The sequence below is a fragment of the Achromobacter sp. ACRQX genome, from assembly GCF_022346505.1.
In the GTDB taxonomy this organism is placed as follows: domain Bacteria; phylum Pseudomonadota; class Gammaproteobacteria; order Burkholderiales; family Burkholderiaceae_B; genus Achromobacter; species Achromobacter animicus.
On sequence record NZ_JAKRML010000040.1, the window covers coordinates 18,514 to 35,719 of the forward strand.

Annotated in this window: 17 protein-coding genes and 1 riboswitch; of the genes, 9 read left to right on the forward strand and 8 right to left on the reverse strand. The window is 66.3% G+C overall.

The genetic code is table 11. The features are described 5' to 3' along the window. Positions 1–23 precede the first annotated feature (23 nt). From MHZ91_RS25725 to MHZ91_RS25745, 5 genes are all read left to right on the forward strand, one after another. Positions 24–2,663 carry a DNA topoisomerase III gene (locus MHZ91_RS25725; RefSeq protein ID WP_239216320.1) on the forward strand — a complete coding sequence of 880 codons (2,640 nt, stop codon included), beginning with the start codon at positions 24–26 and terminating at the stop codon, positions 2,661–2,663. Positions 2,664–2,781: 118 nt separating this feature from the next. After that, positions 2,782–3,840, forward strand: a complete 1,059-nt coding sequence (locus MHZ91_RS25730) for an ABC transporter substrate-binding protein (RefSeq protein ID WP_239216321.1) — start codon at positions 2,782–2,784, stop codon at positions 3,838–3,840. Next, entirely contained in the window at positions 3,840–4,610 is a 771-nt protein-coding gene (locus tag MHZ91_RS25735; protein ID WP_239216322.1) for an ABC transporter ATP-binding protein, read from the forward strand. Before MHZ91_RS25730 ends, MHZ91_RS25735 begins: the two co-directional genes overlap by 1 nt. Positions 4,611–4,623: 13 nt before the next feature. Continuing rightward, entirely contained in the window at positions 4,624–5,478 is an 855-nt protein-coding gene (locus tag MHZ91_RS25740) for an ABC transporter permease (protein WP_191578354.1), read from the forward strand. Positions 5,479–5,492: 14 nt separating this feature from the next. Further along, positions 5,493–6,272, forward strand: a complete 780-nt coding sequence (locus MHZ91_RS25745; protein WP_175125824.1) for an SDR family oxidoreductase — start codon at positions 5,493–5,495, stop codon at positions 6,270–6,272. 54 nt (positions 6,273–6,326) lie between these two features. Here the strand turns inward: MHZ91_RS25745 and ilvB are convergent, their stop codons facing one another. Continuing rightward, on the reverse strand, positions 6,327–8,159 hold the full coding sequence (ilvB, locus tag MHZ91_RS25750; RefSeq protein WP_239216323.1) for a biosynthetic-type acetolactate synthase large subunit: 1,833 nt from the start codon (positions 8,157–8,159) through the stop codon (positions 6,327–6,329). Between the two features lie 93 nt (positions 8,160–8,252). Between ilvB and MHZ91_RS25755 the strand changes: the two genes are divergently transcribed. Beyond that, the gene (locus tag MHZ91_RS25755; protein ID WP_218342436.1) at positions 8,253–8,735 is read left to right on the forward strand and encodes an Lrp/AsnC family transcriptional regulator; all 483 of its coding nucleotides are present in this window, start codon (positions 8,253–8,255) and stop codon (positions 8,733–8,735) included. A 93-nt stretch (positions 8,736–8,828) separates the two neighbouring features. Here the strand turns inward: MHZ91_RS25755 and MHZ91_RS25760 are convergent, their stop codons facing one another. Then, positions 8,829–9,749 carry a bestrophin family protein gene (locus tag MHZ91_RS25760; protein ID WP_175136983.1) on the reverse strand — a complete coding sequence of 307 codons (921 nt, stop codon included), beginning with the start codon at positions 9,747–9,749 and terminating at the stop codon, positions 8,829–8,831. A 107-nt stretch (positions 9,750–9,856) separates the two neighbouring features. On the opposite strand from MHZ91_RS25760, the gene MHZ91_RS25765 reads away from it, so the two are divergent. From MHZ91_RS25765 to MHZ91_RS25775, 3 genes are all read left to right on the forward strand, one after another. Continuing rightward, the gene (locus tag MHZ91_RS25765) at positions 9,857–10,447 is read left to right on the forward strand and encodes an SET domain-containing protein (RefSeq protein ID WP_239216324.1); all 591 of its coding nucleotides are present in this window, start codon (positions 9,857–9,859) and stop codon (positions 10,445–10,447) included. Positions 10,448–10,557: 110 nt separating this feature from the next. Beyond that, positions 10,558–10,708: riboswitch (FMN riboswitch) on the forward strand. Positions 10,709–10,821: 113 nt separating this feature from the next. Further along, positions 10,822–11,541 (forward strand): 3,4-dihydroxy-2-butanone-4-phosphate synthase, encoded by a 720-nt coding sequence (ribB, locus tag MHZ91_RS25770; RefSeq protein WP_056565879.1) that lies wholly within the window; start codon positions 10,822–10,824, stop codon positions 11,539–11,541. A 255-nt stretch (positions 11,542–11,796) separates the two neighbouring features. After that, the gene (locus tag MHZ91_RS25775; protein ID WP_239216325.1) at positions 11,797–12,546 is read left to right on the forward strand and encodes a TetR/AcrR family transcriptional regulator; all 750 of its coding nucleotides are present in this window, start codon (positions 11,797–11,799) and stop codon (positions 12,544–12,546) included. A gap of 35 nt (positions 12,547–12,581) precedes the next feature. On the opposite strand, the gene MHZ91_RS25780 is transcribed toward MHZ91_RS25775, so the two are convergent. The 6 genes from MHZ91_RS25780 to MHZ91_RS25805 form a co-directional block, all read right to left on the reverse strand. After that, positions 12,582–13,085: a nucleoside 2-deoxyribosyltransferase gene (locus MHZ91_RS25780; RefSeq protein WP_239216326.1), complete on the reverse strand. Its 504-nt coding sequence runs from the start codon at positions 13,083–13,085 to the stop codon at positions 12,582–12,584. Between the two features lie 5 nt (positions 13,086–13,090). Then, complete coding sequence (locus MHZ91_RS25785; RefSeq protein WP_239216327.1) at positions 13,091–13,660, reverse strand: flavin reductase family protein; 570 nt, start codon at positions 13,658–13,660, stop codon at positions 13,091–13,093. Beyond that, entirely contained in the window at positions 13,661–14,119 is a 459-nt protein-coding gene (locus tag MHZ91_RS25790; RefSeq protein WP_175125834.1) for a nuclear transport factor 2 family protein, read from the reverse strand. Between the two features lie 63 nt (positions 14,120–14,182). Then, positions 14,183–14,794, reverse strand: a complete 612-nt coding sequence (locus MHZ91_RS25795; RefSeq protein ID WP_175125835.1) for an NAD(P)-dependent oxidoreductase — start codon at positions 14,792–14,794, stop codon at positions 14,183–14,185. Between the two features lie 260 nt (positions 14,795–15,054). Beyond that, positions 15,055–15,981, reverse strand: coding sequence for a 2-dehydropantoate 2-reductase (panE, locus tag MHZ91_RS25800; protein WP_239216329.1), 927 nt, complete (start codon positions 15,979–15,981; stop codon positions 15,055–15,057). 152 nt (positions 15,982–16,133) lie between these two features. Continuing rightward, a complete protein-coding gene (locus MHZ91_RS25805; protein WP_175136979.1) occupies positions 16,134–17,048 on the reverse strand; it encodes a DedA family protein/thiosulfate sulfurtransferase GlpE in 915 nt (304 codons plus the stop codon). Positions 17,049–17,206 lie beyond the last annotated feature (158 nt).

The window sequence follows — 17,206 nt, forward strand, 5'->3', positions numbered from 1 at the left end:
GGGACTACCGCCACTGGATACACATGAATAAAACGCTGATTATTGCCGAGAAGCCCTCGGTGGCCCTTGATATATCACGCGCCTTGGGAGGCTTTGCGCGCGAGGGCGACTATTTTGAAAGCGAACGTTACGTTCTCGCTTCCAGCATCGGCCATTTGCTCAGCTTGGTCGCGCCCAACGATCCGGTCAAGGGAAAGTGGAGCTTCACGCACCTGCCCGTGATTCCGCCTGCCTTCGAATTGGGCCCGACCGACAAGAAGTCCGCCGAACGCCTTAAGCTGCTTGTCCGCCTGGCCAAGCGCAAGGACGTGGACGCCATCATCAACGCCTGTGACGCGGGACGTGAAGGCGAACTGATCTTCCGCTACATCGTTCAATATGCGGGCGTGAAGAAGCCGATTCAGCGCCTTTGGCTGCAGTCGATGACCCAGGCCGCCATCCGCGAGGCCTTCGCCAACCTGCGCGACGATACGCAGATGAAGCCGCTGGAAGCCGCGGCGCGCTCGCGGGCCGAAGCCGACTGGCTGGTCGGCATCAACGGCACGCGCGCCATGACCGCCTTCAACAGCAAGGACGGCGGTTTCTTCAAGACCCCGGTCGGACGGGTGCAGACGCCCACGCTGGCCATCGTGGCCGAACGCGAAGAACGCATCCGCCGCTTTGTGCCGCGCGACTACTGGGAAGTGCGCGCCACCTTCGTCGCGGCCGCCGGTCTTTACGAAGGCCGCTGGATCGACCCGCAGTTCAAGAAAGACGAAAAAGATCCCGAAAAGCGCGAATCGCGCCTGTGGTCGGCCGCCGCCGCGCAAAGCGTAGTCGCCGCCTGCCGCGAGAAGCCGGGCAGCGTGACCGAAGAATCCAAGCCGTCCAGCCAGATGTCGCCGGCCCTGTACGACCTGACGTCGCTGCAGCGCGAGGCCAACGGCCGCTTCGGCTTCTCGGCCAAGACCACGCTGGCGCTGGCGCAGACGCTGTACGAACGCCACAAGGCGCTGACCTACCCGCGTACCGATTCGCGCTACCTGCCCGAGGACTACATCGGCACGGTGCAGGAAACCATGCGCGCGCTGGCCAAGGGCGGTTCCAACGCCGTGGGCGGCCTGGCGCGCCATGCCGACACCGTCGTCAGCCAGCAGTGGGTCAAGCCGAACCGCCGCATCTTCGACAACAAGAAGGTGTCGGATCACTTTGCCATCATCCCCACGCTGCAGATCCCGCACGATCTGAGCGAAGCCGAAGCCAAGCTCTACGACCTGGTGCTCAAGCGCTTCCTGGCGGTGTTCTTCCCCGCCGCGGAGTACCGCGTCACGACGCGCCTGACCGAAGTGCAGGGGCATCGCTTCCGCACGGACGGCAAAGTGCTGGTCAATCCGGGCTGGCTGACCGTCTACGGCAAGGAAGCCCAGGGCGAGGACGCCAATCTGGTGCCCGTGGCGGACGGCGAGACCGTGCGCACGGAAGAAATCGAAGCCGTCGGCCTGTCGACCAAGCCGCCCGCGCGCTTTAACGAAGGCACGCTGCTGTCCGCCATGGAAGGCGCGGGCAAGCTGGTGGACGACGAGGAACTGCGCGAGGCCATGTCCGAGCGCGGCCTGGGCACCCCGGCCACGCGCGCGGCCATCATCGAAGGCCTGCTCAACGAAAGCTACCTGCGCCGCGAAGGCCGCGACCTGGTGCCCACCGCCAAGGCGCGCCAGCTCATGACGCTGCTGTCGGGCCTGGACGTGGCCGAACTGACCTCGCCCGAACTCACCGGCGAATGGGAGCACAAGCTCAAGCAGATCGAGCAGGGCGGTCTGGGCCGCGAGGCCTTCATGCGCGAGATCGCGCAGATGACGCAGGTCATCGTCAAGCGCGCCAAGGAATACGAGCGCGACACGGTGCCGGGCGACTACGCCACGCTGACCACGCCGTGCCCCAAATGCGGCGCGGTGGTCAAGGAAAACTACCGCCGCTACGCCTGCACGGCCTGCGACTTTTCCATCGGCAAGCACCCGGGCGGCCGCACGTTCGAACTGCCCGAAGTCGAGGAACTGCTGGCCAAGCGCGAAATCGGTCCGCTGCAAGGCTTCATCAGCAAGATGGGCCGACCGTTCGCCGCCATCCTGCGCATCAGCGATGAGTACAAGCTGGAATTCGACTTCGGCCAGAACGACGAGGACGACAACGAAGCGGTGGACTTCTCCGGACACACGCCGGTGGGGCCGTGCCCGAAATGCCAGTCGCGCGTGTTCGAGCACGGCATGAGCTACGTCTGCGAAAAGTCCGTCGGCCCCGAGAAGTCGTGCGATTTCCGGTCGGGCAAGGTCATCCTGCAGCAGGAGATCTCGCGCGAGCAGATGGAAAAGCTGCTGACCAACGGCCGCACCGATCTGCTCGATGGCTTTGTCTCCAGCCGCACGAACCGCAAGTTCAAGGCGTTCCTGGTGCGCCAGCCGGACGGCAAGGTCGGGTTCGAGTTTGAGCCCCGCCCCGAGAAGCCGGGCCGCGCGCGCGCGCCGGCCAAGACGGCGACGAAGACCGCCACCAAGACGGCGGCCAAGACGGCTGCGAAGAAGGCGCCCGCCAAGAAGGCAGCGACCAAAACCGCCACCAAAACGGCAACCAAAACCGCCGCCAAGAAGGCCGTGAAAAAGGCTGCACCCAAGAAGACCGCGGCGTAATCTGCGCCGCGTCGCTCGACCGAACGCCCGGGAAACCGGGCGTTTTCCATTGTTGGGCAGCAATCGCTGGGGTATTGTTGACGCCAAACAGCTGCAACCCAGACACTTCGAGGACGACATGACCCGTAGCTCCGACTTCACCACCCGCCGCCGCGTGCTGGCTGCTGCGTCCGCCTTTGCCGGCATCAGCCTGCTCAATGGGCGCGTCGTTTTCGCGCAGCCCAAGCTCGGCAAGGTCGTGTACGGCCAGGGCAGCATCGACCCCTTTTTCGCGGCCGGCTATGTGGCGCTGAAGAAGGGCTTTTTCGGAGAAGGCGGCCTGGAGGTCGAGTACCTGAATTCGCAAAGCGGTCCGCGCACCAACCAGTTGCTGGCCGCCGGCCAGATCGTGTTCGGCGCCACGGCGGCCACCGCCGCGCCCGCACTGACCATCGCGGGCAAGCCCGCCGCGCTGGTGTTCGGCTTTGACCGCAAGCTGACGTACGCCAACGTGATCGTGCGCCGCGAAGACTTTGAAAGCGGCAAGATCAAGTCGCTAAAGGACCTGGCGGGCAAGCGCGTCGGCGCGACGCAGCCGCAGTCCAGCACGTGGCTGATGGCGCTGTACCTGATGCAGAAGGCCGGCGTGGCCGACAAGGTCGACATCCGCCCGCTGGGCGATCTGGCGACCATGCTGGGCGCGCTCAAGACCGGATCGGTCGCCGCCAGCATGGCCACCATGTCGATGATGGAACAGGCGCGCCAGGAAGGTTGGGGCGTGCCTATTTTCGACGCCACCACGGAAGCGTCGTGGAACGAGTTCATGGGCGGCGACGTGCCCGGCATCGCGGCGTTGACGCTGCAGGACACCATCCAGAAGCGGCCCGAGGTCGTGCAGGCCTTCGTGACCGCGATGGTCAAGGCGCAGGACTTCATCACGGCGAACAGCGCGGCCGCGATTACGGACGTGATCTACGACGATTACCTGAGCGCCTTCCCACGCCCCGCCATCGAGAAGACGCTGGGTGTCTACAAGGAGACGGTGTTCCTGAAGGACAACATCATCACCGAGGACGCGTACAACCGCATGACGGCCATCATGGGCGACGGCCGCCAGTTCTCGAATGAAGAAATCAAGACCGTGCCCTACGCCAAGTGCGTGAACATGAGCTTCGTGCGGAAAGCCCGGGGCCTTTGATGATTACGCTGGACAAGGTAGGCAAGGCGTACCAGTCGCGCCAGGGCACGACGCACGCCGTCGGCGAGGTCAGCCTGATGATCAACGAAGGCGAATTCGTGTCCATCGTCGGGCCGTCCGGCTGCGGCAAGAGCACGCTGCTGAACATGATGGCGGGCTTTCTGCGTCCCACCACCGGCACCATCAAGGTGGACGGGCGCGTGGTGGACGGGCAGGTGCCGCCGGCGCTGGGCTACATTTTTCAGAAGGACACGCTGCTGCCGTGGTTCAGCGTCAGGAAGAACGTGGCGCTGGGGTTGAAGTTTCAGGGCGTGCCCGCCGACCGGATCGCCAAGCGTGTCGCCGAGTTGCTGGAACTTGGCCACCTGAGCGCCTTTGCCGACGCCTTTCCGCACCAGTTGTCCGGCGGCATGCGGCGGCGCGTGGCGCTCTTGATGAGCCTGGCCGTCGAGCCTCGCATCCTGCTGCTGGACGAGCCCTTCGGCGCGCTGGACACGCACACCAAGACGCACCTGCATCGCGAGCTGATGGAGATCTGGCGCAAGCTGGGCCAGACGATTGTGATGGTCACGCACGACCTGGACGAGGCCATCCTGCTGTCCGATCGCGTGGTGGTGCTGTCCGGCCCGCCCAGCCGCGTGCTGCTGGACGAGCGCATCCAGATCCCGCATCCGCGCGACGTCTTCACCCTGCGCGAAACGCCGCAGTTCGTCTCCCACGTGCAAAGCCTCTGGAGCGTGCTGGGCCAGCAGTTCCGCGCCGCCGCCTGAACCGATACGCGTCATGACCTCGATTGATACCGCTGATACCCTGCAGGACCAGCTACGCCTGGACCGCCGCGCCGCCGTCGCGCGCCGCGTGCGCATCACCTTGTGGCAGGTCCTGATCCTTGCCGTCATCCTGGGCTCGTGGGAGACGCTGACGCGCATCCCGTGGTTTGCGCAGAACACGCTGTTCGATCCGTTTTTCATCAGCCAGCCCTCGCGCGTGGCCGTGCGGTTGTGGGAATGGCTGCAGCCCGGGCCGCGCTCGGTCTGGCCGCATTTGTGGCTGACGCTGCAGGCCACGCTTGTCGGATTGGTGGTGGGCGTGGGCAGCGGCTTCGTGGTGGGCATGACGCTCAGCCGCAGCCGCTTTCTGGCCGACGTGTTCAACCCGTTCATCGTGGCGTTCAACTCCATGCCGCGGATCGCGTTCGTGCCGCTCATCACCATGTTCTTCGGGCTGGGGCTGGCGTCCAAGGTGGTCACGTCGTGGTTCGTCGTGTTCTTTCTGGTGTTCTTCAACACCTACAAGGGCGGGCGCAGCGTAGAACGCGAGCTTGTCGATTTCTGCCGCACGCTGGGCGGCTCGCCGCGCCAGATCCTGTGGCGCGTGCGCATTCCGACGGCGGCGGCCTGGACGTTTGCCGCGCTGCCCAACGCCATCAGCTTCGCGCTGATCGGCGTGGTGCTGGCGGAATTCGTGGGCTCCACCACGGGCATGGGCTATCTGATGATCACCGCGCTGGCGACGCTGAACGCCACCGACATGTTCGCGGCGGTGACGCTGCTGTCCATTGTCGGCATCGCGCTGGTTTACTGTGTGACGTGGATTGAACGGCGGCTCTTGCACTGGGCGCCGGAATTCCGGGAATGAGCGAGGCCCGATTGATGAAGACACTTCCGTATCTGCGCAATTTCGACCTGACGGGACAGGTGGCGCTGGTGACCGGCTCGGCCCGCGGGCTGGGCTTTTGTATTGCGCGGGCGCTGGCCGGCTGTGGTGCGCGCGTGCTGATCAATGGGCGCAATGTTGAAGCGGTCAACGCGGCGGTGGGTGAGCTGACCGGCGCGGGGCTGGACGCGCATCCGCTGCCGTTTGACGTGAGCAACGACGCGGCGATGGCAGAGGCGTTCGAACGCATCGACAGCGAGCACGAGCGCCTGGACATCCTGGTGAACAACGTGGGCGCGCGCAATCGCAAGACGCTGCGCGACACCAGCCCAGCCGAAATCCGCGAGCTGATCGACACCGATCTGGTAGCTGGCATGCTGCTGGCCAAGTTCGCGGCCGAGCGCATGATGCGCCAGGGCGGCGGGCGGCTGATCGCGATTACGTCAGTGGTAGGCGAGCTGGCGCGCGCGGGCGACGCGGTGTATCCCGCGGCCAAGCAAGGGCTGACCGGCATGGTGCGCGCGCTGGCGGCGGAGTTCGGCCCGCACTACATCACCAGCAACGCCATCGCGCCGGGGACGTTTGCCACGGAAACCAATGCGGAGATGGTCGCGGACCCGCAGTTCGGCCCGCGCGTGGCCGCGCGCAATCCGACGGGGCGGTGGGGAGAGCCGGAGGAAATTGCGGGGGCCGCCGTGTTCCTGGCTTCGCCTGCGGCGTCGTATGTGAACGGCCACGTGCTGGTGGTGGACGGCGGGTTGTCGATTCAGTTTTGAGACGGCGCGGGTGTCAGCGGCTGCAAGGCGTCTGACACCCACTCCGGCAACGTCTCAGGTCGTCTCGTCCTGATACCAGACGCCTTCGGCCAGCATCATCTTCTGGTGGCCATGCCCCGCCGGCATCATCGGGAAGCAGTTTTCCTGCGCCGTGACCGCCACGTCCAGGAAGTACGGACCGTCATGCGCCAGGCACTCAGCCAGCGCCGCATCCAGCTTGGCAGGATCATCCACCCGTGCCGCGCCCCAGCCGAACGCCCGGGCCAGCGCCACGAAATCCGGCAATGACGCGTTGTAGCTGTGGCTGTAGCGGCCGCCATGGATCAGTTCCTGCCACTGCCGCACCATGCCCATGTAGCCGTTATTGCACAGCACGACCTTGACGGGTGTCTCGTGCTGCATGGCGGTGGACAGTTCCTGGATGTTCATCAGCACCGACGCGTCGCCGCTGACGCAGACGACCGTCTTGTCCGGATGCGCGACCTGCGCGCCGATGGCGGCGGGCACGCCGTAACCCATGGTGCCGGCGCCGCCGGACGTCAACCAACGGTTCGGCCGGTCAAAGCGCAGGTATTGCGCCGCCCACATCTGATGCTGGCCCACGTCCGTGGAGACGATGGCATCGCGGTCGGCCAGCGCGGCGTTCAGGCGCGACATCAGGTGCTGGGGCAGGATGGCGTCGGGCGCGGGCGTGAAGCCCAGGCAGTCCTGCGCGCGCCAGGCGTCGATGCGCTTGAACCAGGGCGCCAGGCGCGCGGGCTCGAGCGGCGTGTCGCCCAGCTCGGCGCGCAGCGCGCGCACCAGCGGCAGGCAGTCGCCGACCAGCGCCACGTCCACGCGCACGACCTTGTTGATCGAGGCGGGGTCGATGTCGATATGGATCTTGCGGGCGTGCGGGCAGAATTCCGACAGCTTGCCCGTGATGCGGTCGTCAAAGCGCGCGCCGATGCAGACGACGAGATCCGAGTTGTGCATGGCAAGGTTGGCCTCGACCGTGCCGTGCATGCCCAGCATGCCCACGAACTGCGGGTCGGACGCGGGGAAGGCGCCCAGGCCCATCAGCGTCAGCGTGCAGGGCGCGCCGGTGTGGCGCACCAGGTCGGTGAATGCCTCGCAGGCCTCGGGGCCGGCATTCACCAGGCCACCGCCGCCGTAAAAGATGGGCCGCTTGGCCTGCGCGATCAGCGCGGCGGCGCGGCGCACGGCCGACTGCGGCAGCTTGGCCGCCAGCTTGCCGGACTGGCGGCGCGCGCGCAGCGCGGCCAGCTTGTGCTGCGACGGCGCGTCAAGGCCATCGCTGTCGCGCGGCACGGCAAGCTGCACGTCCTTGGGAAAATCCACCAGCACCGGGCCGGGGCGGCCCTGGCGCGTCAGTTCAAACGCACGGGCCGTCACGCTGGCCACGTCGTCCACCGCGCGGATCTGGGTGTTCCACTTGGTGACGGAACGCGAGATGCCGATGGCGTCGCATTCCTGGAAGGCGTCGGTGCCGATCGCCGCCGTGGCCACCTGGCCGCTGATGCACAGCACCGGGATCGAATCGCACATGGCGTCCAAGAGGCCCGAGGTCGTGTTCGCCATACCGGGGCCGGACGTCACGAACACCACGCCCGTGCGGCCGGTAGTGCGGGCGTAGCCCTCGGCAGCATGGACGGCGGCCTGCTCGTGGCGCACCAGCACGTGGCGCAGCCGCGGCTCGGCGTACAGGGCGTCGTACAGGGGCAGGACCGCCCCGCCCGGATACCCGAAGACCGTATCGACACCGTGCGCAATCAGCGTGTCGAGCAGAATTTTCGCCCCGTTTTCAGGGGCGGCTTCGGTGGCGATTTCGGTGGCGGCCAGGGCGGCGGCGGCGGTGGGGTGCAGGCGATCGTTCATGCTATTCATCTTATTGGTAGATTCGAAGAATTTTTATCTTCTTTTCCACGGATAACAGGCGAACGGAGTAAATTCATCTTTGATTTGGAGGAATCAAAGAAAATGAACCTCGACAAGTTCGACTTGGCCATTTTGAAGGTGCTGCAGGACAACGCGCGCGCCAGCCTGAACGACATCGGCGCGGCGGTCGGTTTGTCGTCCACGCCGTGCTGGAACCGCATCAAGCGCATGGAAAGCGCCGGGGTGATTCGCGGTTACACGGTGGACATCGATCCGGCCAGCCTGGGCTTCATGGACACGGTCATCGTCCACGTGACGCTGGAAAGCCACAGCGAAGAGACACTGTACGAATTCGGGCGCGCGCTGGCTCAAATACCGGAGGTGCTGGAGGCGTTTCTGGTGTCGGGCGACTATGACTATTACATCCGCATCGCCGTGCGCGACACGCGGGACTACGAGCGCCTGCTGCGCGAACAGCTCTACCGCATCCCCGGGATCCGGCACAGCAAGTCCTGCTTCGTGCTGCGCCGGTTGAAGGAAACCAAGCTGCCGCTGACGGGGCCGGGGCCTGGGCCGGCGGCGTAGGGCAGCGCCATTGGCATAGGGCAGCGTCAGTGGCGTAGGGCGGCGCCAGTCGCGATGGGCGGCCCCATCGCCACGGCCGGCATTCCAACGTCCTCAGCGCAGCACGTAATCCACGGGCACTGCCGGCTCCGGCAGCGGCCGCACGCCCAGCCCTTCGAGCAGATCGATCTCGATCACACGGGCCAGCGCCGACAGCGGCAGGTCGTTTTCGTCCGCGCCGAAGGGATCTTCCAGCTCGTCGCCCAACGCGTCCAGGCCGAAGAACGTATAGGCGACGATGGTCACCGCGAGCGGCGTCAGGAACTCCAGCGTGCCCACCAGACCGAAGGGCAGCAGCAGGCAGAACAGCCATGCGGTGCGATGCAGCAGCAGCGAGTAGGCGAACGGACAGGGCGTGAACTTGATGCGTTCGCAGGCCGCCTGGATCGCGGCGCACTGCGCGACGCGCTGGGTCAGCCCCTGATACAGGATGTCGGTCAGTTCCCCGCGCCGCAGGCAGGCCGCGAGATCCCGGTTGATGGACAAGAGCAGCGCATCGGGCACGTTGCGGCAGCCGGCCAGCGAATCCAGTTCGTCCTGCTGCACCCACGGACGCACGGCCTCGACCATGTCCTGTCCGCGCAGCCGCGCCGCCAGCCCGTAGCCGAAACCGATGCAGCGCCGCACCAGCCGTTCCTGCACCGGATTGGCGGTGCTGGCCGCCAGCAGCACCGCGCTTTCACGCGCCAGGCTGCGCGCCTGCACGACGAGGTCGCCCCATTGCTTGCGGGCTTCCCACCAGCGGTCATAGCAGACGTTGTTGCGAAAGCCCATGAAGACGGACAGGGCCAGGCCGAAGAGCGAGAAGGGCACCGCGGTCAGATGCGCGGGCGAGAAGAACTGGCGGTGGTACATCCACACCACCACGCAGGAGAGCACCGTGATGACGATGATCCTGCTGAGGATGCGCGGAATGATGGAACCGCGCAGTACAAAGAACAAAGCCAGCGCGGAGGGCCGCGGACGGACGATCATGATGAATATCAAGCAAGGGACAAGGCGGCGCCAACTATACGCCTGTCATCGCGCAAAAAAGCCGCCGATATAATTCTGTTTCGTCTCACCGCCACCCTCGAGCCTCAATGACCACCGAAGACACTCCGATCAAGCCCTGGTATGCCGTCCGCCGCTCCAAGCTGCACGGCAACGGCGTCTTCGCCGCCCGCAAGATCCCTGCAGGCACGCGCATCATCGAGTACGGCGGCGCGCGCATCAGCGCCAAGGAAGCCGACCGCCGCCATCCCACGAATCCGGACGATCCCTTCCACACGTTCTTCTTTGCGCTCAGCTCCGGCCGCGTGATCGACGGTGGCGACGAAGGCAACGATGCGCGCTGGATCAACCATTCCTGCCAGCCCAACTGCGAGGCGCAGGAAGGCAAGCACGGCAAGCGCGTCTACATCGTGGCGCTGCAGGACATTCCGCGCGGCACGGAACTGTCCTACGACTACGGTCTGGTCCTGGACGGCCGCATCACGAAGGCGCTGAAGGAAGGCTACAAGTGCCTCTGCGGCACGCCGCCTTGCCGCGGCACGATGCTGGCGCTCCCCAAGAAAAAGGCGAAGAAGGCCGACGCGGACAAGGCCACCAAGACCGATGCCGGCAAGGCCAGGAAAGCCAACGCCGCCAAGACCGCGAAAACTGAAGCATCGGAGGCCGCCAAAGCCGCGTGACGGAAAAAGGGGCCCGTCGCCCCATTTCCCAAGACCCCAACCGCAATAAGCATATTCAGCCCCGCGCTGCGGACAGGCGTACAATCGACCGGTCGTTAACACGACATGCAGTACGTCTTCAGGGCGGGGTGCAATTCCCCACCGGCGGTATGCCATGCAATGTGGCGAGCCCGCGAGCGCCCGGCCAAGCTTTGGCCGGGGTCAGCAGATCTGGTGAGATGCCAGGGCCGACGGTCATAGTCCGGATGAGAGAAGATGTGCCGGCACATACACGGCTGCGCCGGGCGCGTTTGCGCCTTGCCTGGCCGTATTGCGTTCGGCTGTCGATTAGCCCTGAAACGTTTTTCGCCCCATCCTTTTGCGAGAGCGTTTCAATGTCCAACGTTGCCTTCACCCAGCAGTCCCCCATCCCCAGCCTGGCTTCGCAGCCCTTTGCCGTGCGCCTGTCGCGCGCGTTGCATCATCTGCGCCTGGGCCGTCCCGTCATCCTCATGGACGACTTTGACCGCGAGAACGAAGCGGACCTGATCGTCGCGGCCGACAAGCTGACCGTGCCCGTCATGGCGCAGCTCATCCGCGACGGCAGCGGCATCGTCTGCCTGTGCCTGCCCGGCGACACGCTGGATCGCCTGGAGTTGCCGCCGATGGTCCAGCGCAACCAGAGCCGCTTTGCCACGGCCTTCACCGTGTCGATCGAGGCGCGCGAAGGCGTGAGCACCGGCGTGTCCGCCGTCGACCGCGTCACCACGATCCGCGCCGCCATCTCGCCGTCGGCGCAGCCCGACGACATCGTCAGCCCCGGCCACGTGTTCCCGCTGCGCGCGCAACCGGGCGGCGTGCTGACGCGCCGCGGCCACACTGAAGGTTCGGTGGACCTGGCCGTGCTGGCCGGCATGCGCCCGGCGGGCGTGCTGTGCGAACTGATGAATGCCGACGGCACGATGATGCGCGGCGCGGCGCTGGATCGCTACGCCGCCGAGCACGGGCTGGTGGCGCTGACGATCGCTGAACTGGCCGACCACCTGCAAAAGCTCAAGGACGGCCAAGCCGAAGCGATCGACGACGAAGTGCTGGAGATGGCGGCGACGGTCTGAACGCACTCGTCGAACGCACCCGCGGCTGCGCCGGCCGCGGGCGGCGTCGACAGGGTGCGTTATTGAACGAGCATTTGAACGAGTGCGCGCGCCCCGATCGCGGGCATGAGCGGATGGCATAATTCGCGCGAAGCGATGCAGGTCCATGGCCGCCTGGTGGCCACGGCGCCCGACCACGATCGGCCGGCCTGTCATCGCGTGCCGCCAATTCAATGAGCCATTGCTCACGTTTGATTCTCGCCCTTTGCCTCACTCATGACCGTCATTCCCCAGCCCCGGAAATCACCGCGCCAACTCAGATCGCAGCAAACCGTCGACACCATTCTCCAGGCCACGGCTCAGGTTCTGGCCTCACACGGGTATGCCGGCACCAATACGAATCTGATCGCGGAAACGGCGGGCGTGAGCGTGGGTTCGCTCTATCAATACTTTCCCAACAAGAACGCGCTGATCGCCGCGCTGCATGACCGGCACGACAACCAGATGCTGGACGTGATCGACGACGTGCTGAACGGCAACCCGGCAGCCACGCTGCGCGAGCGCGTGGGCGCGATCGTGCAGGCGATGCTGCACGCGCATCTGCTGGAGCCCGCGCTGCACCGCGTACTGGAAAGGGAGTTTCCGCTGTTCGACCAGCCGCACGAGCACAGCCGTGCGGACCAGGACATCCACCGCCGCATGCGGCATCTGCTGGAGTTGCACCGCGCAGAAGTCGCGCAGCAAGACCGGGATCTGGCTACCTACGTGGTGTTGCGGATCATGGAGTCGCTGGTGCACGCGGCCGCGCTCGAGCCGCCCGCGGGCTTCACGCCCAAGCAGTTGGAAGGCGCGGTGGTCGATGCGGTCATGGGATACCTGGGCGCGTCTGGAAACGCCGCGCCGGGCAAGATGAGCAAGGCAGTCAAAGCGGCCCCGAAGGCGGCCAGGACGGTCAGCGCAAACAAGCCGGCCAAAGCCATCAAGACAGCCAGCGCCGCCAAAAAGGCGAAGCCGGCGCGCGCTTAGCTGCCAGACTCAGGCGCCGGACTCAGACGCCGGACTCAAGCGCCGCGCGCCATCCTGGCCAGGCAGTCCGCCGGGCCGCCCGTCACGATGCGCGCGCTGCACGCCAACATCAGGTTCAGATTCAGCCCGAAGTCCTCGACGGTATGGCCTTGCGCGTCGACCATGCGCGAGGCGCCGTCGTCCGCCGCCGCCCCCACCGCCACCTGATCGATCAGCGTGCCGGCCTGGGCGGTGTAGCCCCACACGGGCTTGCCGCAGGCGATCGCGTAGCCCACTTCAAAGGCCGTGCCCGAATCAGGCTCGGCGCCGCGAAACGGATTCAGGTTTGCCATCACCATGTCGGCGCGACGGATCAGCGCGACGTTCGCGCGGTAGATCCATTCTGCAAGCGCCTGCCCGGCAAGTTCCGGCGGCGCGGCGTTGTCCAGCGGGAACAGGCCCTCGAAACCGTAGGTGGCGCACAAGGTCTTGAGCCGTTCCCCGTGTGCCACGGCATCGGGCAGAAAGACATCGAAACCCGCCAGGTACACACTGCGCATGGCCCTTACTCCGGATCGGCGACGTTGAAGGCTTCGCCGGTGGCGAAGAAGGAGCCGCCGGCCAGGTAGTGCACCGACCGGCGCTCGTCGTCCGGAAAGTGCCAGCGGTTGCCGGAAAACACGTCCGGCGCCGCCCACGCGGCCACGACCTCGCCGATGAAGAGATCGTAGGCCTGCTGGTTGTGCGGTTCGGAAATGACCTTGCATTCCAGCCAGCCCAGGCAACCCTCGATAAGCGGTGCGCCGATCTTGCTGGCGGGAAACGTCGTCAGGCCGCTGGCATGGAACTTGTCGTCGTCGCGCCCGGACTGCGAACCCACGACCATCGTGGCGCGCGCTTGCGCCCGCGACGGAATGCACAGCGCGAACTCGCCCGACGCTTCGATGAGTTCGCGCGTCCAGGTGTTCTTGTCGACCACGACCAGCATCTTGGGCGGACTGAAGTCCAGCGGCATGGCCCACGCCGCGGCCATCACATTGCGGGCATCGCCGTGCGCGCTGGTGACCAGCACGGTCGGGCCGTGGTTCAGAAGGAGATAGGCGCGGGGCAGGTCAACGGGTTCGATCATGGACACCTAGAACATGCCGTTCTTGTTGGCGGGATTCTCGGGGATTTCCTGGCTGACGTCCCAGTGTTCGACGATCTTGCCGTCCTGGACGCGGAAGATGTCGACCACGGCCTGGCCGCGGTCTTCCGGCGAATCGCGCCACAGGTTGTGGATCATGACGAGATCGCCCTCGGCGATGACGCGCTTGATCTCGACGATGGCCTGCGGATGCTGCTCGAAGTAGCGCGGGAAAAAGTCGACCATCGGCCCGACGCCGTCCTGCATGTACGGATTGTGCTGCGTGTAGTTCGGGCCGACATACAGGCGGACCGCCTCGTCGACGTCGCGGTCCTGGAACATCATGCGGAAGAACGCAACGGCGATTTCCTTGTTCGATTGCGGCGCGGCGGCAAGCGCCGGCGCAGTTGCCACGCAACTGGCGGCGACCAGCAGGCAGGCGGCCAAGGATTTCCACTTCTTACGCATACAGGACTACTCAGATGACGCCGATCGGCGGCCTGCCAGTTTACAAACAAACGCGTCCGAGGATCAGTATCCGACGGTATAACGGCGGCGCGAATGCTGGGGCGTCTCGATCTCGTCGGCCAGGGCGATCGCGTAGTCTTCCATCGAAATCCAGCTCTTGCCGTCGTCGTCGGCCAGCAGATGGTCGTCGCCCACGCGGAACGTGCCAGTGCGCTCGCCGGGTTCGAACATGGCCGAAGGCGACAGGAACGTCCAGTTCAGCACCTTTTCCTGACGCAGGGTGTCCAGGAACACGACGCCCGCGCGGGCTTCGGGCTTGTAGGCATCGGGGAATTCTGGGGTATCGATCAGCATCTTGCCGGGTGCGACCAGCAGGCTGCCGGCGCCGCCCACCACCAGCAGACGCGGCACGCCGGCGTTCTTGACGGCGGCCAGCAGCGGCTTGGCGTCGGCGGACACGAAGCGCGTGGCGCTGATGACGGCGTCGTGGCCGGCCAGGATGGGGGTCAGGCCTTCGGGATCGGTGGCGTCGCCCTGGCGGACGGTCAGGCCCGGCTGCTCGTTCACTTCGCCTTGGGTGCGGGCGATGCCCGTCACTTGATGGCCGCGCTTGAGCAATTCGTCTGCCACGCGCGAACCCACGCGCCCGGTAATGCCGATCAATGCGATTTTCATGGTCTTGCTCCAGGAAGGAATGGGCCGGAACCAAGTGCCGCACGATTGCGGCGGAACAGGCTCCGGCTCAAGGCAAAGCCATACTATTCGGTCAAATGCGAACGAAAAACCCGTCAAACAGGAAGAGTTCTTTGCAATCCATGCACCAATGCGGTGGATGGCGGCGGGCGGCTGGGAATTGACCGGGCGTGCACGCAGCAGCGCCACGCCTGATCAGTGTGCGCCCGGCGGCCCCGCTTGAACAGGGGCCGCCCCCGCGATCAGCGGGCGGCGCGTTGCGCCTGATACACCTGCAGATGCGAATAGGCCACACGCAGGTAAGTCGCGTCCACGCCCAGCGTGCGGGCGCGGCGGACCATGTCGCCGACGATGTGGTCGGCCTCGACGGGCAGGCCCTGGCGCAGGTCGCGGAACATGGAGGCCGTCATGGGCTGGGTGCGGTCCGACAGCAGCTTGCGCACGGTGGCGTCCGCCTCGGGCCGCACGGTGTGACCGGAGGCTGCGGCCACCGCCTGCGATTCCTGCAGCAGACCGAGCAGGATGTCGACGCCGTCGTCGGTGGACGCGATCTCGCCGACCGAGCCGCGCATCAGGCAGGTGGCTGCGGCCAGCGTCGTCAGCATGACGTACTTTTCCCAGATGTCCTGATAGATGTTTTCGCTGAGGCGGCTGACGTATTCGCCGCCCACCAGCGCCTGCTCCAGCGCCACGCAGCGCTCGCTGCGGGCGGGGCCGGCGCGTTCGCCGAACACCAGGTTGGCGTGCTTGCCCAGGTGGACGACCTCGCCTTCGGGGCCGAGCGTGGCGTTGATCTGGCACAGGCCGCCCAGCACGCGATGCGGTTCGAACTCGCGGTCCAGCACGTCGTACTGAAGCACGCCGTTCATGATGGGCAGTACGGCGGTGTCCGGTCCCACGGCGGGGCGGATAGCCTCGATGGCGCTGTCCAGGTCGTAGGCCTTGCAGGACAGCACGACGACGTCATAGCTTTCCTGCAGCGTCTGCTGCGTAACCAGTTTGGGGTGCAGCGTGGCATCGCCCAGCGGGCTCTGGATGCGCAAACCGTGTTCGCGGATGCGCGCGGCGCGCGGCTCGCGCACCAGGAACGTCACGTCCGCGCCGGCCTGCGCCGCGCGACCGCCAAAGTATCCGCCGGTGCCGCCGGCGCCCAAGAACAACAACCGCATGCCTGTCTCCTGTTGGCTGCCCGCGTCACGCGCGGGCCGATGCGGGCATTATGCGCCCGGGCCACGCCGCCGCGCACTGGCGGCGGCCGATGGATCATGCGCTGGACGCTTCAGGCTTGCGGTTCGACGCTCAAGGCCTGTCATCCGACGCCTCAAGCCTGCTGTTCGCGTTCCGCCCAGGCCTCGTAGCCGCCGCGCAATGCCCAGATCTTGCGGTAGCCGGCCGCGCGCAGCCGCGAGGCGAGCAGGGCAGCCGACACCTCATTCGGGCACGCGCAATAGACCACGATGTCGGAATCGATCGCGCCGGGGTCCAGCGCTGGCAATGGCTGCTTCAGGTCCACAGCCACTGCGCCCGGAATGCGCGCGGCATCGCGCTGCGCCTCGGGCCGCACGTCGAAGACCAGCGCCTCGCGGCCGTCCTGGCGCCATTGCATCAATTCGTCGACCGATAGCCGTGGAATGACGCGCAGGCTGCGCAGCAGGATCTTGCGCCGCAGAAAGCGCGCCACGATGTAGAGCGCCAGCACGGCCGCCAACACCGCCAGCCCCATCGGGCCGTAGGTGCCCAGGATGTCCAGCACGTCGTTGATGACGCTGTGGAAGAGCCCGCCGAGCAGCAGCGCCGAGCCCACCCAGATCAGCGCGCCAGCCAGGTCATAGAGGAAGAAGCGGCGGTAAGGCGTGTTGGTCAGCCCGGCCATGACGGTGGACAGCGCGCCCGCGCCCGGCAGGAACTTGCACACCAGCAGCGCGCGCACGCCGATGCGCAGGTACAGCCGCTGCGTCTGCCGGATGCACGAGTCCTGCGACAACGACAGCTTGCAGACCACGCCCAGCAGACGCGACCCGTAGCGCCTTCCCGCCCAGTACCACAGGCTGTCGGCGATGAGGCACGCGGCCGTGGCGGCCAGCAGCGGCACGAGCCAGCCGGCGGCGCCGGCCAGCGCGCCGGCGGCGATCATCATGGGGTAGGCGGGCACCGGCAGACCGGCTTGCTCGATGAGGACGTTGGCGAACACGAGCCACCCGCCGTACTGTTCGAGCAGCAATTGAATATCTTGCATTGGGGTTTCCAGCTTGCCGCGCGCGGCGCGGGCGCGGCTCATGCGCGCAATTTTAGGCGCGCGGCCTCGCGCCTGGGGCATAGACCCTGCCGTCCGCGCGGCAACACTGCGTTCCATTGCAGTGCGTCGCACGACCCGCCGGTGTCCATCCATCGGGA

What these genes read in the sequence shown, in the direction of transcription:
- MHZ91_RS25755 (WP_218342436.1), top strand. Translation starts at nt 8,253, where the DNA reads ATGAACCTCGACAAGTTCGACTTGGCCATTTTGAAGGTGCTGCAGGAC.
- MHZ91_RS25745 (WP_175125824.1), top strand. Translation starts at nt 5,493, where the DNA reads ATGAAGACACTTCCGTATCTGCGCAATTTCGACCTGACGGGACAGGTG.
- MHZ91_RS25760 (WP_175136983.1), bottom strand. Translation starts at nt 9,749, where the DNA reads ATGATCGTCCGTCCGCGGCCCTCCGCGCTGGCTTTGTTCTTTGTACTG.
- MHZ91_RS25725 (WP_239216320.1), top strand. Translation starts at nt 24, where the DNA reads ATGAATAAAACGCTGATTATTGCCGAGAAGCCCTCGGTGGCCCTTGAT.
- MHZ91_RS25805 (WP_175136979.1), bottom strand. Translation starts at nt 17,048, where the DNA reads ATGCAAGATATTCAATTGCTGCTCGAACAGTACGGCGGGTGGCTCGTG.
- MHZ91_RS25795 (WP_175125835.1), bottom strand. Translation starts at nt 14,794, where the DNA reads ATGAAAATCGCATTGATCGGCATTACCGGGCGCGTGGGTTCGCGCGTG.
- MHZ91_RS25740 (WP_191578354.1), top strand. Translation starts at nt 4,624, where the DNA reads ATGACCTCGATTGATACCGCTGATACCCTGCAGGACCAGCTACGCCTG.
- ilvB (WP_239216323.1), bottom strand. Translation starts at nt 8,159, where the DNA reads ATGAATAGCATGAACGATCGCCTGCACCCCACCGCCGCCGCCGCCCTG.
- MHZ91_RS25765 (WP_239216324.1), top strand. Translation starts at nt 9,857, where the DNA reads ATGACCACCGAAGACACTCCGATCAAGCCCTGGTATGCCGTCCGCCGC.
- MHZ91_RS25780 (WP_239216326.1), bottom strand. Translation starts at nt 13,085, where the DNA reads ATGCGCAGTGTGTACCTGGCGGGTTTCGATGTCTTTCTGCCCGATGCC.
- MHZ91_RS25775 (WP_239216325.1), top strand. Translation starts at nt 11,797, where the DNA reads ATGACCGTCATTCCCCAGCCCCGGAAATCACCGCGCCAACTCAGATCG.
- MHZ91_RS25730 (WP_239216321.1), top strand. Translation starts at nt 2,782, where the DNA reads ATGACCCGTAGCTCCGACTTCACCACCCGCCGCCGCGTGCTGGCTGCT.
- ribB (WP_056565879.1), top strand. Translation starts at nt 10,822, where the DNA reads ATGTCCAACGTTGCCTTCACCCAGCAGTCCCCCATCCCCAGCCTGGCT.
- MHZ91_RS25790 (WP_175125834.1), bottom strand. Translation starts at nt 14,119, where the DNA reads ATGCGTAAGAAGTGGAAATCCTTGGCCGCCTGCCTGCTGGTCGCCGCC.
- MHZ91_RS25735 (WP_239216322.1), top strand. Translation starts at nt 3,840, where the DNA reads ATGATTACGCTGGACAAGGTAGGCAAGGCGTACCAGTCGCGCCAGGGC.
- panE (WP_239216329.1), bottom strand. Translation starts at nt 15,981, where the DNA reads ATGCGGTTGTTGTTCTTGGGCGCCGGCGGCACCGGCGGATACTTTGGC.